Raw genomic sequence first — 14,115 nt, 5'->3', positions numbered from 1 at the left:
CGAAGACTGCTATAGTGGGTCGGCTGGAATGATTGGGTGCTCGCTCTCTCACAACTTACCTTCCAAGAAAGCAGTGACCTGCTGAAAAAGCACTTTGTCATATGGGCGCGATTTTGGGTGTTTCCCGATGACTGTGTGTCCGGATTTTCGTAGGTGTGATGCCAAAGCGCTTTCCAGTGCAGCGACAATGTCTCTATACATGCGGTGCGCCTCCATTGTCGTTTGCTCAGGGAACAGAGGCCCAATGGCAAGGAGTTCGTATGCGCCGGCAGTTGGATCAAGACCTGCAGCCCGAATATTTCGCAGCAGGGTGTTTGCCTTTGCTGTAGGACGGACATCAAGGTGCTGACCAAGCCGAGAGAATGGTGACGACGCATGCTGCGATGAACTATCACCCGTGCGTCCGACGTAAAGAACTGTCTGCTCGTTTTGTTTAACACGCCAGACATACAGCCAAAAGCCACGTTCGAGTAGTGCGCCGCTGAATGATATTTGGTGGAGATTCATAGCACCCAACGTTTGAATTCACCCAGGTGTAAAAGAATCATCAAACCCAGCACTCTCATTCTTAATGCGCGTCATCCAACTGGACTCAAAAACAATTTGCTTCATTCTGCCCCATAGCGAGTCCTCCAACCCACTTGCATTATTTTTTTAGTGGTTTTTCATATATGTGCAGAATGGGTCAAAACAATGACATTTCCTTCCTCAGCTTGGGAATGCATAGCCCGGTTAACCCATCCGAATGTCCGCTTACAGTCTCAAGCGGCCATGCCTCAGCGGGAGGATATTCCGCAGGAACGTGCTTGGCAACGATCAGAATCTGGCGGCGCCTGCGGAGGCTAAGTGACCAACCATCCTGCTTGGCGAACCGTGGATCATGACACGGGTCGCTCGTGGTCCTTAATTGTCTGCTTGACGTCATCCATCTTGTCCGACCGGTCAAGGTATTTGTCGTCGAGCAATGTCCATGTCCAAACCCACACCAGCGGCAGGATCTTAACCCTCTGTGCGTGAAACAAGGTAAGGCCGGAACAGTGTTAAACAGAACAGAACGGAACGCAAGATAAAGCCTGCATGGAAAAGGTATAGCTTTCCCATGCAGGCCGGCAACGGCGGGGCCTCCCCGGTACCTGCTCTGGCGAACCAGCCAGGGCACGCGCACGAGACCCGCCAGAAAATGCTGTTAATCAAATCGTCGGCAATGCCGAAGCCAGCCCCCATCATGAGGGACTGGCCGAAGCCCGAGTGCCCCCGCGCGCTCAGGAATCCGCCTGACTGCTTTATTCGAGAAATACCCGACCGTTCATGGCGGCCATGCGTCTTTCGCCATACCTGTCAGCGTAGGTTGTACCAGACCCCTCGGCCACTGCCGTGCAGGCTTAGCGTGCCGTGATCGACCAGCGCCCGAAAATGTTGCTTGAGCGTGTTGCGGCTAGCCCCGGTCAGTTTCATGACCTCACCGATGGTGACGCGGCCGTGCTCTCGGGCGAACTCAACGATCTGTAGCTGCAGTTCCGGCATGGCCGCCAGCACGATCTTTTCGCGATCGACCTTCTTTTCCAGGCGCCGAACCTGCTCGGCCAAGGATCTCAGGAAGAACATCAGCCACGGCTGCCAATTTGGCACCTCTGTGCGGATCGTGCCTTGGGTCTGGCGCAAGGCCAGGTAGTAGGCTTCCTTGCTCTGCTCAATCACGCTCTCCAGAGAGCTGTAAGGCACATAGGCGTACCCGGCCTGCAGCAGCAGGAGCGTGGTCAGCACCCGAGAGAGCCGGCCGTTGCCATCCTGAAAAGGGTGGATCTCCAGGAACACGACGACGCACAGTGCAACGATCAACAGTGGATGCAGCCGGGCCGTCTCACGTTCCCGGTTCACCCACGCCACGAGTTCCGACATCAGGCGGGGTGTGTCGAAGGGTGATGCGGTCTGAAACACGATACCGATCTGTGCGCCAGCTTCGTCAAAGGCGGCGACACTGTTCGACGTGGTCTTGTAGTTACCGCGATGCCAAGTGTCCTTCTCGCTGTAGCGCAGGAGGATCTGGTGCAACTGCTTGATGTGGTTCTCGGTGATCGGGATGCCCTGCCAGGACGCGAACACCAGGTCCATCAGCTCGGCGTAGCCAGCCACTTCCTGCTCGTCACGGGTCGCGAAAGACTTGATCTCCAGATTCGACAGCAGATGCTCCACCTCCCGGTCGGACAGCTTGCTGCCCTCGATGCGGGTCGATGAGCCGATGCTCTCGATGGTGGCCACACGACGCAGGGCCGACAGCCGGTCGGGGGCGAGCGTGCCCAAGGCGCGCCAAGCGCCTTTGAACTCATCGATCCGGGCGATGAGGCCCAGGATCTCCGGCGTGATCTGGATAGTGTCGATTCGCACCATGGACCAATACTACACCCATTTACACCTATTTTTGAGATGCCAGGCTCGCTCGGATGGCGCCTGATGCGGTAATGATGCTTCATCTCTGTGAATCCCTGAGTTCTGCATCAAGCACCTGTACCGCAATTTCCGGATGAGCCTGACCGCAGCGGGGACATGCCTTGCCGGCCTGGGGAATGTTCATCCAGTAGCCGGATACCAGCCCCTTGGTCAGGGCAATGTCTCTTTCCAATACCGAGGCGGCAACAACGTGCCCACCTGGATTGGTGCTCAATCCTGCCAAAATCGTGATTCCAGGGTGCGCTTGCTGGACTTGTCGGCTGATGTCGGCCACGAAGGAGCGATACAGAGTGGGTTTGTTTTCAGCACCTTGGGCCTGGATTTCGTAGACAGGGACATAAGCTGCGATACGCGCAGCCAAGCGCAATCGAACAAACTCGGGGTAAATTCTTCCACGATATGAGGGGACTACACTGCGGACGAGGTCTGTTGCTGGAGTGGCCACAAGCCATTGGTGACGATATTCGGCGATTTCTGCCGCCCGACGATAGGCGCCCACGGGATTTTCGCGTTGCGATACTGGTGTTTGCGGCCAGTTTTCAAGATCAACGACCACCGCGCCCGATGGAAGTCGCGAAAGGCGGTTTACATTAGCGGTGGATGCCAGGCGAGTGGCCAATGGTGGCGCGTCTGGACTCCCACCAGAAATCCAGGTTTGCGGACTGTTCAACGGGCCAGAGAGTAGTGCGGCTCCGCCCGCCGCCAGTGCCAATTTGGTGACAGCACTACCGGCGAACAACCAGATCATGTTTTACATCCTGTGCTTCCCAATGTGGGCGCACACGGTGGTGCTCGACATCCATTACCGCGTCTGCCCTGGCGCCAGATATGGCAATGGTCGCCGAGCAAACCCACGGCTCCAGCGCCGCAGCACGCGATTAGAAAATGCTATTGATGAGGTCGTCTCCGATCCCAAACCCGGCCCCCATCATCAGGGCCTGACCGAAACCCGAGTGCTCCAGCGAGCTCAGGAATCCACCCGACTGCTGCTGCGGATAGCCCTGGGGCATAGCTTGGGGTGTCTGCGGATACCCGGGCTGCCATTGCTGGCCCTGCCCCTGCATCGCCGCCAGATCGCTCTGCGCGGCCTGGTGCATGGCCTGCATGACCATCATCACCTGCTGCTGCTCCTGCTGGACGTTGAGGGCCAGTTCCTTGAGGTCCAGCAACCACTCCCGTGCGTCCTGGTTGCCACCATCGGCGGCAGTCTTGAGCTTCCCGGCCAGCGCCTGCAGGCTTTGCATTACCCCTTGAGCTTTCCTGCTGCAGCTGGTTGTATTGCTGCTCTACGGTCTGCAGATCCATTTCATAACCCTCCGTGGTATTTGAACGAGACTTCCCGACATTGGGGACAGACAAAGACCTGGACGGCAAGTTTCTTCTCGAAGGCCTCTTCGCCCTCGTCCGCCAGCTGGCCAAGCACGGCTCCTGCCGCAGCTCCGGCCAGCCCCGTCAATCCGCCCATGCGGATTCCGTGCGCCCCTTTGTCTTCCATGGGCGACTGACAGCTAGGGCAGGTGGCCGTCATGGCCTCTTGATGTTCTCCGAATCCAAACATGGCATGCTCCTCTTCGGCCGGACGTGCTTACGCGGGATTCAACTGCTCGACCAGGTGTTTTCCGGGCTGAAAGCGCACGGTTTTGCGGGCCGGAATCTCGATGGCGGCACCCGTGGCCGGATTACGTCCGGCGCGCGCCGCCCGCTCTTTGATCTGGAATCGGCCCAGATCGCCCAAGACCACCGCTTCGCCAGCAGCGAGCTGCTCCCGGTAAATATCGAGAAGGACATTCAGGGATTTTTCCACGACGGTTTGCGGCAGATCGCTGCGCTCGGCCATGAGACGCACAAGCTCTTTCTTTGTCAGCATGAGACATTCCTCTCCAGTAATCACGGCACCACGCCGGAATATACCGACGAATCCTGCAAGCCCGCAAATTAGCGGTTCCTTTTGATAGGCATGCGGTGAGACAGGTTCCCGGTTTGTTGTGGGATCTAGCCATCCGTGGGCGCCTGCTGTCCTACGTACACAGCCACCCCTAACCCTAGCCGAGATGCTGGAGACCCGAGTAGCGTGTGCATCACCAGTCGGGCAGTGAATCGCGCGGGCGCATTCACCGATAGATCGTGCCTTTGAGTCCTGCGCCGGGCTTTCGGACAAGGGGAGCGCGGCTAACCTCGCGTCGCAGCCCTTCCTGGTCCATAATGCAGACTCTGTGTGGGCGTAGTTGCGCTATCTTGTGAGAACAATGCACTGCTCATGAACCCATGAGCGGGTGAGTACGGACCAGCAACCGATACAGGCGTACCTACCGTGTTCCATCAACTATGGAGCACGTAACCCTGGGTGGCCCGTAGAGATGTGGAGAAGTTCTTGGAGAAAATCAGGTGACCCTGCGCGTACCCGTCGATCCCGGATTGCTGCACTGGGCGATGCGCCGATCCGGCCGCACCCCGGAGGGGTTGTCTGCCCATTTCAAAAAGCTGAGCGGTTGGCTGACGGGGCAGGAGCAACCCACGTTAAACCAGTTAGAAGAGTTCGCCCGCCGCACCCATACCCCTATAGGATACTTTTTCCTGACGGAACCGCCGGAAGACGAACTACCGATTCCCGATTTCCGAACATTGCCGCAGACGCAAGTCCGATCGCCGAGCGTCGACTTGCTTGAGACGATCTATCTCTGCCAGCAGAGTCAAAGCTGGTACCGCGACTATGTTCGCCTTCAAGGTGATCCCGGGGTTTCTTTTGTCGGTACCGCCACACTAAAGGATACACCCGTCGAGGTCGCTGCTAGGATCCGAGAACGACTCGGCTTCGATATAGGGGCCCGCAGTCGTATGGGAAACTGGAGCGAAGCGCTGCGTGAGTTTATCCGCGTGGTCGAGGAGTCCGGAATTTTGGTGATGATCAGTGGCATTGTGGGTAGTAATACCCACCGCCCGCTGGATGTAGCGGAATTTCGTGGCTTCGCCTTAGCCGACGAATTAGCGCCACTGGTATTTATCAACGGCAAAGATAGCAAAGCAGCACAGATGTTCACCTTGGCGCACGAACTGGCCCATCTGTGGTTGGGCTCTTCCGGCGTCTCGAACAATGAAGCGCGCAGTCAACCCGATGTGAAAACTGAGCGCTGGTGCAACGCGGTGGCCGCGGAAATTTTGGTGCCTTTAGAAGCGTTAGAGGATGTGCACGACGTGCCGATTGGACCGGGGGCTTTGTCGGAAACACTGCAAAAACTGTCCCGTCGTTTTAGGGTCAGCACCTTGGTCCTTCTCCGGCGCCTCTTCGATGCCGGACGGATCGATCGAGACACCCTAGACATCGCTTGGCAGGATGAACTCGATAGGATGGCCAGAATGGCGCCAACGGACTCGGGTGGCGACTTCTACAACACCCTTGGCGCACATGTCGGCAAGCGATTGGCGCGGGCGGTGATTACAAGCACCTTAGAGGGACAGACGTCTTTTACCGATGCCTTCCACTTGCTAGGCGTGCGTAAAACGCAGACCTTCTATAAGGAGGCTCAGCGGCTAGGAATTTATGGATGAACTATTTATTGGATGCCAATGTCTTCATATCAGCAAACAACCTGCACTACGGGCTGGACTTCTGCCCGGCCTTTTGGGATTGGCTGATCGCTCGAAATCGGGTGGGACAGGTGTTCAGCATTGACAAGGTGAAAGACGAGATCGAGGCGGGAGACGATGAACTGGCGGAATGGGCGAAGGTTGGAGATGAGCGTTTCTTTCTGAAGCCGAGTGCCGGAATTTTTTCCGCTTTGGGTGCGGTAACTAACTGGGTGAACAACAACGGCTACACCCCGGCTGCAAAAAACACCTTTTTCCAGGCGGCAGACTACTGGCTGATCGCTCATGCCCTGACTAGCGGCTATGTAGTGGTGACTCACGAGCGGCTTGCCGATACGCCAAACAAGGTTAAAATTCCTAACGTATGCGTGGGTCTTAATATCAAGGTGATGACCCCCTTTGAGATGCTGCGTCACGAGCGGGCGCGTTTTATTTTAGCTCACAATGCGTGAGAAGCCGCATAACGCGCGGCTTCTCTCATTGCACTAGGCTTGACCTCTCCCCCAGATCCGACGCACACACCGCCCTCCGCCACAAATCCCAAATAGGCAGTTTGGCGATAATCAGTCGATAGCCGTTCAGGTGTAGCTCGCGGGGTGACCCCCAAAAGTCTGTGGCAGCCCCTTGGATATGCAGCACCGTCTCGCCGTCCCTATCGGCCGTCCCCAGTACAGTAAGCAGCTTGCCGTCGCGCCGGACGACGACGCCGGCCATATTCACGGTGATCATCAGAGCACCACCTTCCGCACCTGACCAGCCCGGCGGATCAGGGCCGAGAGATCGCGGATCGGGGTAGCACGGTCGAACAGAAAGGTGAGGACGGCACCGTCCCGATAGGACACCGCAACCGGAATGGGTTCAGCCGGCCGCGGCTGGCCGGACTTCCCCTGTGCTTCCCGAGGTCCCTGGTGGAAAGGTATACCCTTGCGAATAGCGTTTTGCATGACAGCCTCCACGATGCCGCACCGGTGAGGGCGGCTTATGTGGAGTTATAATAACCATAGTTATCAATATGTCAATAACTACGGTTGTTTCCTGACACCAAAAGGTGCGACCTCGCGCTGGCGTCACAACTTATTGGTTCGGCGCATTATCCTGTTGTGCTGAACGACTGTGCCGATAATGGCGATCTGATCCAGATCGGAACGCAGGGTGGGATAGTCGGGGTTCAAAGGCACCAGCTCAAAGTATTCTTGCCCTTTTTCGTTTCTCCCCCGAGGCCTGTATTTTTTAAAGGTGGCCTCCTGGTCGTCGTTTTTGGCGATGACATAATCCCCGGGTTGCGGGGTTATGTCAGGGTCAATGATCACAATATCCCCTGGAACAAACTCCGGCACCATGGAGTCCCCATGGATCCGTAGTGCAAAAGCAAACTTGGATGTATCGACCAAGACGGGCACTTTCTTCTCATAGGCTCCGAGAGCGTATGGATCGGTGACACTGGTCATCTTGCCGGCAGCAACGCAGCTGATCAGCGGCACCGTCCGAATGGGTTCATCTACTGGCTCGATATTGACATCAAAGCCAGGCTTGCGCGGCGTACTCCCGCTTACCATCTCCCCCTTGCCAGTAGCCAGCCATTCGCTGCTTACGCCACACGCTGAGGCAATCTGTGTGGTGAACTTCGACGATCCCCCGGACCGTTCCAATTTTTGGATGCCTGGCTGAGACATCCCAACCGCCTCTGCAAGCTGGGCCTGTGTCAGCCCGGCATGCTCTCTAGCCATCCTTACTCTTTCGGCAAAGGTCTTCATGCTCACCACGCTATAACCAAAGTTATCAGTTGAAAACACACCAGGGTTATTGACAGTTCCATAACCCCAGTTATACTGCGGTTATGGAACCAACACCCTCCTTGTTGCTGGCACTGCAAATTGCAGGTTCGCAGAGAGCCCTGGCCAAACTGGCCGGGGTATCCCAGCCCGCTGTCCACAAGTGGGTGAAGGGGCTGTCCAGTCCGGGGCTAAAAGCTTCCGTTCAGATCGAACGTGCCACCAACGGCGCCGTCCGGTGCTCAGACCTCCGCCCCGACATCTTTGGCCCCCCCGACACCACACCGGGCACTGGGCCCATAAAACCTTCCCAACTCCCTCTTCACAGGAGGAACCATGACCATGAGTAACCTACAGGTCCTGGATCGAGACCAGGACGCGGGAGTCCACCCGCGCATCGACCGATTCCGCTGGAGGCGCGGCCACGAAGAGGAACAGGAGGAACGCGCGTTCAGCATCCGCTTCTGCGAGCTATACCGAAAAGAAACCCGGACCCGGCGGGAAGAGGCGGAACTGTCCGCCCAGTATGCACGGGCTTACGACAAGGCGCACCATGCCGTCGCCTGCCTGGCCCGGCACGTCGGGTTTTCCGACCCGGATATTCTTGCGGACTGCGGGACCACGTTGCTGGATTTTGGCGCCCGGCGCTTCGACTGGCGCGACTACCCCAACGCCACGCTGTTCGGATATTTCCAGGGAATTGCCCGGGCATACCTGCACAAGCACAAGGATTTCCTGACGTTCTCCCGCCGGCTCACGGGCTGCGGGTACGCCACCGCAGATATGCTTACCCAGGCCGTGTTCGGTCGCCCCGACGATGAAGACCGGCCAGAGGCCGTGGTAGCCCACGAGCATGATGACCGGACGGTAGACCTGTTTGACAGCCCGGAGTTGAGCTTTCTGGAACCCCTCTATGCGTCCGAGTACGAATCCTCCTTTGGCGAGGATCCGGCCCTCTCCCTGGAACGGCGAGAGAGGCGAGATGGGGTGGACGCTCAGTTCCAGGCAGTCGAGGAAGCATCGGCTATCCGCTCAGTCTCCGGTTGGCTGGACTTTACCATTGCCCACATTGCGGAGTCCCATCCGTCCCTGACGGACATTCTGGTCCGTGCCCCCCAAATCATTGACCAACTGGCGACGATCACAGGAGCCCGCCTCACCGACCTCGCCAAGCGCCTGATCACCCGCGTCAAGGCCGGATGCCGGATCGCCCTCACCCTGCTGCAGGCGCTGCGTGAGAGGCTGCATCCGGAGCGGAACCGCCGGGCCAGGGATCTGATCGACGAGGTTCTATTGCCCCTGGAGGCCCAGGAGATTCCGGAGCCAGAACCATCCGGACCGGAATTGCGGGACCCGCCCGCCCTCCTGGAGACTGTGGCTGCCCTCCCGATCCCGGACGCTCCGGAACACCCGGCCGTACCCGGCCCATGCCTGGATCTGGCGGCAGCCATTCCCACGGAAGACCGGGATCTCGGATGGCTCATCGACACCGAAGATCTCCGGCAAGGACGCGTACCGCCGCCAAAGCCTCGCTACGTCCCGGTCGATTACGCCCCCGTGGATCCCCCCGGTGTACCGCCGTTGCTGGACGAGCACGCACCCCCTGGCGGGCCGCCCGCCATCGTATTCAATGCCCGTGCTTGCAAACCGACGCCCTGGGACAGCCGGTGGGAGTTCACCTCCTTCGTGGGGGAGGTTCTGCACCTTCCAGATCCGCCACCCACGGTGTGGATCCGGCGCTCCCCGGAATGGCAGATCTGGAGGTGAACCGTGGATCGCCTGTTGACCGCAGCCGAACTGGCCCAGGTTCTGGGACTGTCTCGCAAGACCATCGTCAGACGTGACCCCCGGACGCTCCCGCAGGCGGTGCTTCTGCCGGGTTCGCGGGGACGCCGCTGGCGGGAAAGCGACGTGCAAGCCTGGCTTTCCGGACTGCCGCAAGCCCTGCCGGCGACCCCCACCGCGCCGCGCCCTCGTGGGCGGCCAAGAAATGAAGTGTCATGAGGAGCCCCATTCCCTATCTGGGCGGCAAGGGCCGCATGGCGGACAAAATCCTGCCCCTGTTACCCGCGCCCAACCGGTTCCAGACCTACGTCGAACCCTTTTGCGGTGGGGCCAGCCTGCTGTTTGCCCGCCGTCCCATGGGTATCGAGGTGATCAGCGACCTCAACGGAGACCTGATCCACTTTTTCCGCGTGCTGCGTCACCGTGGAGAAGAGCTACGGGAATATCTGCAAAACACGCCTTATGCGCGGGCGGTCTATGACCAGTGGTCCGACCCGCGTTACATCTGCTCTGACGACATCGAGCGCGCGGCCCGAACTTTTTTCCTCGCCCGGGCAACCTTCATGGCCGAGACGCAACGGCCAGAGGATCGGGCTCCCGCGGGCTTCGCGGTGGCGAAGTACCTGGACAACCGCGCCCGGTCGATGCGGAACAAGGTGGACGAGGAATTATTGCTGGCCCGCGACCGGCTGCGGAACGTCATCATCGAGCAAGCCGATGCGCTGGAGATCGTCGAACGCTACGACAGCGAGCATGCCGTCCTCTACTGCGACCCGCCCTACATGGCGGAGACCCGGAAGGGGGGAGGCTACGCCCACGAGTACAGCGACGAGGATCACCGGGCGCTCCTGGAGCGTCTGAAGCGGAGCCCGGGTCATGTCGCCATCTCGGGTTACGCGCACCCCCTCTACGCCGCTCTTCTGGAGGCCGACGGCTGGGAGCGCCGGGATTTCGCCTGGCACTGCAACACGGTGCGGAACTCGACAGGCAAGGAGAACCCGGCCCTGGAAGCGCAGCGCACGGAATCCCTCTGGCTGAATCCGCGCCTGGTGGAGTATCACGCGCAGAATGCCGCCCGGCAGCAATCGATTTTTGGGCATCTGGAACTGGCCTGAACCCGACCAAAAGCTATACCCGCCACGGCTGGCTATACCCAGACGGAAAGAGCACTTTGGGGGTGATCTGTGGCAAAACCAGCGAAAGAACCAAAGGAACGCCGCGATCTGCGGATGGAGGTCGCCAACCGGCTCCTGGAGCAGATCGAGCAGGGCACGGCACCATGGCAAAAGCCCTGGGAAGCCGGGCAGATTCTGCCCCCGATCAACGCGGTGACCGGCAAGCCCTATCGGGGCGTGAACTACCAGAATCTGATGACCCTCTCCCCGGATCCTTCGGATCCGCGCTGGTGCACCTACAAGCAAGCCCGGGAACAGGGCTGGCAGGTACGCGAAGGATCTTCGGGTATCCCCATCGAGGTCTGGAAGGAATACGAGCATAAGCGCACCCCGGAAGAAATCGAGGCAATCCACCAGGAATCCGGAAAGTCGATCCAGGACATCGAAAAGACCGAAAAACGCCTGGGTGTGCGCTACTACAGCGTCTTTCACACCTCTCAGATCGACGGCATCCCGCCCCTGGCGCGCCCGGAGCGCGGCCATGGATTGGAAGGGCGGCCCGACCCCCGGCTGGATGGCCTGTCCGAAGCCATGGGAATAGCCGTGCGCCGGGGCGGCAGCAAAGCCTTCTATCGTCCCGGTGAAGATTTCGTGCAGATGCCCAGGATCGAGGATTTCCATACCGCCACCGGTCACGACACTACGCTTCTGCATGAGCTATCCCATGCGACCGGACATCCCCAGCGCCTGAACCGGGAGTTCGGAAAAACATTCGGGGATCAAAAGTACGCCATCGAGGAACTGCGGGCCGAGATGTCGGCGGCCATGACCGCCGCCGCTTTGGGTATCGGTTTCGACCCTGCCGCGCAAACCGTGGAGGAAGGCCGCGAGACCGGCAACTCCGCGGCGTATCTTGCTTCCTGGCTGGGTACCCTGCCCGAGAAGGAGCGTAAGCAGATCCTCATCCAGGCCATCAAGGACGCCCAGGCCATCAGCGATTTCCTCATCGAGCGCACGCCAGCGTTACAGGTGGAGCCGGGTCGCGCCCCGGAGCCTGCTCCAGAGGCAGATCCGTCCCCGGAAATTCCGGCCACCAAATCCATGCTGACTCAGGTCCCCGACGATGTGCGTCCCTTCCTAGGCGTCCGGCAGGCCGCCGTCACGGACGAACTCCTGGGAGGCGAGGAAAAAGCCTTTTTCTCGGACAAGATGCGGGAGCTGCAGGAGATCCTCCGGCAGATGCCGGCGACCTACGAGAGCGACGGCCTGCCAGACGGCGAGCGCATGGTCTCGCTGCGCTACTTCGGCCCTAACGGCGCCCAGTGGTTCATCATCGAGAAGGACCGCGGCGATCCCGAGAATGAGGGACCGGGGTTCCCGGATCAAACACAGGCCTTTGGTCTTGCGGATCTAGGTATGGGGTACCCAGAAATGGGGTATATCAGCATCCCGGAGATCACCCGTGCCGGGGCGGAGCTGGATTACCACTTCACGCCGACCACACTGTTGGAGATCAAGCGGGAGCATTATCCGGATCTGCTTCCCAAGGAACAGGAGCCGGAGCAGCCGACCGCTGCGATGGCGGGCCCCAGGGAGCAGGCGCTGGCAGCATACCAGGCCTTTTACGACGCTCTGCCGGAGCGCGCCGAAGCCTTGATCCAGCGGACCATGGAAGTCTCCATGTCCTTGGCCCCGGCAGACTTTGCCGGTTACGAAAAAATGGTGCGCGAATACCAGGCGGGCGTTGATGAGACCTTCGGCATCATCCGTGAAGGGGAATACCGCGGATCGTCGCGCCCGGAGGTGGAGTTGATGCAGGCTCTCCCCGGGGAATCGATTTACAACATTCCGGAGGTGAAAGCGCGCTTCGCGCAATCCTTGCCGATTCAGGACCGGATAGGGGAAACCCGTCGTGCCCTGGAAAATGACTTCAAGAATCGCCTCAAGGAACACGGAAAGGCGCTGCTGGAGTCTGGGTCACGGCAGGACCCAAAGGAAATCTACCTCGCTTGCCTATGGAAAAGCGGCGCCGTGGTCCGGCCGGGCAGCGAGATGGCGGACAAGTTTGTGCAGGCGGTCGAGGACAGGAACCTCGAGCACGTGATGCGCTGGATCGGCACCAACAGTCAGAACCCCGGCTCTGAGGAAGCCTTTTCCCGCCTGACCGGAGTGAAACTCGGGAAGACGCAAAAAGAACGGGTGGCGCAATTGCAGGAGTGGGCGGGCCCTGATCGTGTGGCGGCCATGGAACAAGCGCATGCGGAGCGTAGAGAAAAACGGGAGGAGGAGCGCAAGGTTCGGGGCGTAACCCATGCCTGGGTAAACTTGCAGTCGATCCGGGTCCATATGGGGGATGACCGGATCATCGATGGTCAATCCTATGTTGCAGAGAAGGTGGCTCAAGGCCAGGACCACGTGGTCTCCCGGAAGGAGGGCGCGGTAACCGCGTACTACCTGTTGAACCCGGAAACCCGTGATCTCAGCGGGGTGCGCAAGCCGATATTCACCCATTATGCCAAAGCGGTATTGGCTATGGATCCCGAGGGTGACGTGCGCAAGGCCATGGAGCGGGCGGGGCTATCTCAGCACCTGCCTACCGTGGAAAAGCCTCCAGTGGAGCCGTCTGGGGTACCAGCTCCCGCCAGCGAAAGGGAAACGACGGACCCCTTCGAGGCCAAGCGCCGCGCCGTGGTGCAGGCATTGGAATCCTTGGGATGGGAGAAGCGACATGGAGAGCCCGAGGGTGGCGACCTGCTCAACAAAGCCTTTCTGGTGCGCAAGGACCCCGCCAAGGGCGGAGAGTATTTCCGGGGAAAGGCCGGGTTTGAAACGCAGGCCGACGCCCACGTGCGCACCAACGGTGTCCGGGTGGAGTTCGGGGATAACCCGTACTTCGTGACGGATCCCACGGCCATTACTGTGGGCCGCACAGCGCCTGCCCCGGAAGCGGTGGCCGAACGCATCGACGCCCAGACCAAGGCGCAGATCGCCAAAGCGTTCGAGCACCTGGGAGTGACGGCGGTGGTGGATGGCGGGACAAAAAGCATCCCGGGAAAGCCCGAACCGTCCCGCGACCCGGCTTCCGCTCTCCATGAACTCTCCCGCGCCCTGGACGCCCTGAACGGGCATACCTTGCCCGTCACCCAAAAGGACGGCACGCAAAAGACGGTGGCGGCCCGGGACTATCTGGAAGCGGGCCTTGGCCGGGGCATGACCGCCACCGAGGACCTGGGGAGCGCCGTGCGCTGGTACAACCCGGAACACGGAACGCGGTTCTCCCGGACCATCACCGATGAAAAGCTGGCGGCCGCGCTCAAGCAGGCCGCCGCCGTGGATAGGAATGTGGGCAACGCCATACACGCCGCCCAGCGCAGCAAGGTCAACGAGTTGGACTTCGAATAGGAGACGGG

At 59.8% G+C, this 14,115-nt stretch carries 15 protein-coding genes; 7 read left to right on the top strand and 8 right to left on the bottom strand.

Annotated elements, in window-relative coordinates; translation table 11 throughout:
• Positions 1-48: 48 nt before the first annotated feature.
• The 6 genes from MQE22_RS12915 to MQE22_RS12890 form a co-directional block, all read right to left on the bottom strand.
• Positions 49-507, bottom strand: coding sequence for a hypothetical protein (locus tag MQE22_RS12915; RefSeq protein ID WP_255789779.1), 459 nt, complete (start codon positions 505-507; stop codon positions 49-51).
• A gap of 831 nt (positions 508-1,338) precedes the next feature.
• Positions 1,339-2,388, bottom strand: a complete 1,050-nt coding sequence (locus MQE22_RS12910; protein WP_215873670.1) for a Fic family protein — start codon at positions 2,386-2,388, stop codon at positions 1,339-1,341.
• Between the two features lie 79 nt (positions 2,389-2,467).
• Positions 2,468-3,196, bottom strand: a complete 729-nt coding sequence (locus MQE22_RS12905) for a hypothetical protein (RefSeq protein ID WP_215873669.1) — start codon at positions 3,194-3,196, stop codon at positions 2,468-2,470.
• Positions 3,197-3,326: 130 nt separating this feature from the next.
• The gene (locus MQE22_RS12900; RefSeq protein ID WP_226838465.1) at positions 3,327-3,692 is read right to left on the bottom strand and encodes a hypothetical protein; all 366 of its coding nucleotides are present in this window, start codon (positions 3,690-3,692) and stop codon (positions 3,327-3,329) included.
• A gap of 62 nt (positions 3,693-3,754) precedes the next feature.
• Positions 3,755-4,006, bottom strand: coding sequence for a hypothetical protein (locus MQE22_RS12895; RefSeq protein WP_215850670.1), 252 nt, complete (start codon positions 4,004-4,006; stop codon positions 3,755-3,757).
• 27 nt (positions 4,007-4,033) lie between these two features.
• Complete coding sequence (locus MQE22_RS12890) at positions 4,034-4,315, bottom strand: HU family DNA-binding protein (RefSeq protein WP_215850669.1); 282 nt, start codon at positions 4,313-4,315, stop codon at positions 4,034-4,036.
• A gap of 518 nt (positions 4,316-4,833) precedes the next feature.
• Here MQE22_RS12890 and MQE22_RS12885 point away from each other — a divergent pair.
• Together MQE22_RS12885 and MQE22_RS12880 are read left to right on the top strand one after the other, a co-directional pair.
• The gene (locus MQE22_RS12885) at positions 4,834-5,994 is read left to right on the top strand and encodes an ImmA/IrrE family metallo-endopeptidase (RefSeq protein ID WP_215873668.1); all 1,161 of its coding nucleotides are present in this window, start codon (positions 4,834-4,836) and stop codon (positions 5,992-5,994) included.
• Positions 5,991-6,485: a DUF4411 family protein gene (locus MQE22_RS12880; RefSeq protein WP_215873667.1), complete on the top strand. Its 495-nt coding sequence runs from the start codon at positions 5,991-5,993 to the stop codon at positions 6,483-6,485. Before MQE22_RS12885 ends, MQE22_RS12880 begins: the two co-directional genes overlap by 4 nt.
• Positions 6,486-6,761: 276 nt before the next feature.
• On the opposite strand, the gene MQE22_RS12875 is transcribed toward MQE22_RS12880, so the two are convergent.
• Together MQE22_RS12875 and MQE22_RS12870 are read right to left on the bottom strand one after the other, a co-directional pair.
• Entirely contained in the window at positions 6,762-6,977 is a 216-nt protein-coding gene (locus MQE22_RS12875; protein ID WP_215873665.1) for a hypothetical protein, read from the bottom strand.
• A gap of 123 nt (positions 6,978-7,100) precedes the next feature.
• Positions 7,101-7,787 carry a LexA family protein gene (locus MQE22_RS12870; RefSeq protein ID WP_215873664.1) on the bottom strand — a complete coding sequence of 229 codons (687 nt, stop codon included), beginning with the start codon at positions 7,785-7,787 and terminating at the stop codon, positions 7,101-7,103.
• Positions 7,788-7,870: 83 nt separating this feature from the next.
• On the opposite strand from MQE22_RS12870, the gene MQE22_RS13895 reads away from it, so the two are divergent.
• The 5 genes from MQE22_RS13895 (at position 7,871) to MQE22_RS12850 (ending at position 14,107) form a co-directional block, all read left to right on the top strand.
• Positions 7,871-8,155 carry a Cro/CI family transcriptional regulator gene (locus MQE22_RS13895; protein ID WP_226838463.1) on the top strand — a complete coding sequence of 95 codons (285 nt, stop codon included), beginning with the start codon at positions 7,871-7,873 and terminating at the stop codon, positions 8,153-8,155.
• Complete coding sequence (locus tag MQE22_RS12865; protein ID WP_215873662.1) at positions 8,142-9,572, top strand: hypothetical protein; 1,431 nt, start codon at positions 8,142-8,144, stop codon at positions 9,570-9,572. Before MQE22_RS13895 ends, MQE22_RS12865 begins: the two co-directional genes overlap by 14 nt.
• A gap of 3 nt (positions 9,573-9,575) precedes the next feature.
• Positions 9,576-9,809 (top strand): helix-turn-helix transcriptional regulator, encoded by a 234-nt coding sequence (locus MQE22_RS12860; RefSeq protein WP_009568431.1) that lies wholly within the window; start codon positions 9,576-9,578, stop codon positions 9,807-9,809.
• Entirely contained in the window at positions 9,806-10,705 is a 900-nt protein-coding gene (locus tag MQE22_RS12855; protein WP_215873661.1) for a DNA adenine methylase, read from the top strand. Before MQE22_RS12860 ends, MQE22_RS12855 begins: the two co-directional genes overlap by 4 nt.
• A 69-nt stretch (positions 10,706-10,774) precedes the next feature.
• Positions 10,775-14,107, top strand: coding sequence for a zincin-like metallopeptidase domain-containing protein (locus MQE22_RS12850; protein ID WP_369522701.1), 3,333 nt, complete (start codon positions 10,775-10,777; stop codon positions 14,105-14,107).
• The last annotated feature ends 8 nt before the right edge of the window (positions 14,108-14,115 follow it).

Origin of the sequence: Acidithiobacillus sp. YTS05 (genome assembly GCF_024396695.1) — a bacterium.
In the GTDB taxonomy this organism is placed as follows: Bacteria; Pseudomonadota; Gammaproteobacteria; order Acidithiobacillales; family Acidithiobacillaceae; genus Igneacidithiobacillus; species Igneacidithiobacillus copahuensis.
The sequence above is the reverse complement of the archived record's forward strand: the minus strand, read 5'-3'. Positions and strand labels throughout refer to the sequence as shown.

Bases quoted from the DNA above. Each gene is read 5' to 3' on its own strand.
- MQE22_RS12915 (WP_255789779.1), bottom strand. From the start codon at position 507: ATGAATCTCCACCAAATATCATTCAGCGGCGCACTACTCGAACGTGGC.
- MQE22_RS12910 (WP_215873670.1), bottom strand. From the start codon at position 2,388: ATGGTGCGAATCGACACTATCCAGATCACGCCGGAGATCCTGGGCCTC.
- MQE22_RS12905 (WP_215873669.1), bottom strand. From the start codon at position 3,196: ATGATCTGGTTGTTCGCCGGTAGTGCTGTCACCAAATTGGCACTGGCG.
- MQE22_RS12900 (WP_226838465.1), bottom strand. From the start codon at position 3,692: ATGCAAAGCCTGCAGGCGCTGGCCGGGAAGCTCAAGACTGCCGCCGAT.
- MQE22_RS12895 (WP_215850670.1), bottom strand. From the start codon at position 4,006: ATGTTTGGATTCGGAGAACATCAAGAGGCCATGACGGCCACCTGCCCT.
- MQE22_RS12890 (WP_215850669.1), bottom strand. From the start codon at position 4,315: ATGCTGACAAAGAAAGAGCTTGTGCGTCTCATGGCCGAGCGCAGCGAT.
- MQE22_RS12880 (WP_215873667.1), top strand. From the start codon at position 5,991: ATGAACTATTTATTGGATGCCAATGTCTTCATATCAGCAAACAACCTG.
- MQE22_RS12875 (WP_215873665.1), bottom strand. From the start codon at position 6,977: ATGCAAAACGCTATTCGCAAGGGTATACCTTTCCACCAGGGACCTCGG.
- MQE22_RS12870 (WP_215873664.1), bottom strand. From the start codon at position 7,787: ATGAAGACCTTTGCCGAAAGAGTAAGGATGGCTAGAGAGCATGCCGGG.
- MQE22_RS13895 (WP_226838463.1), top strand. From the start codon at position 7,871: ATGGAACCAACACCCTCCTTGTTGCTGGCACTGCAAATTGCAGGTTCG.
- MQE22_RS12865 (WP_215873662.1), top strand. From the start codon at position 8,142: ATGACCATGAGTAACCTACAGGTCCTGGATCGAGACCAGGACGCGGGA.
- MQE22_RS12855 (WP_215873661.1), top strand. From the start codon at position 9,806: ATGAGGAGCCCCATTCCCTATCTGGGCGGCAAGGGCCGCATGGCGGAC.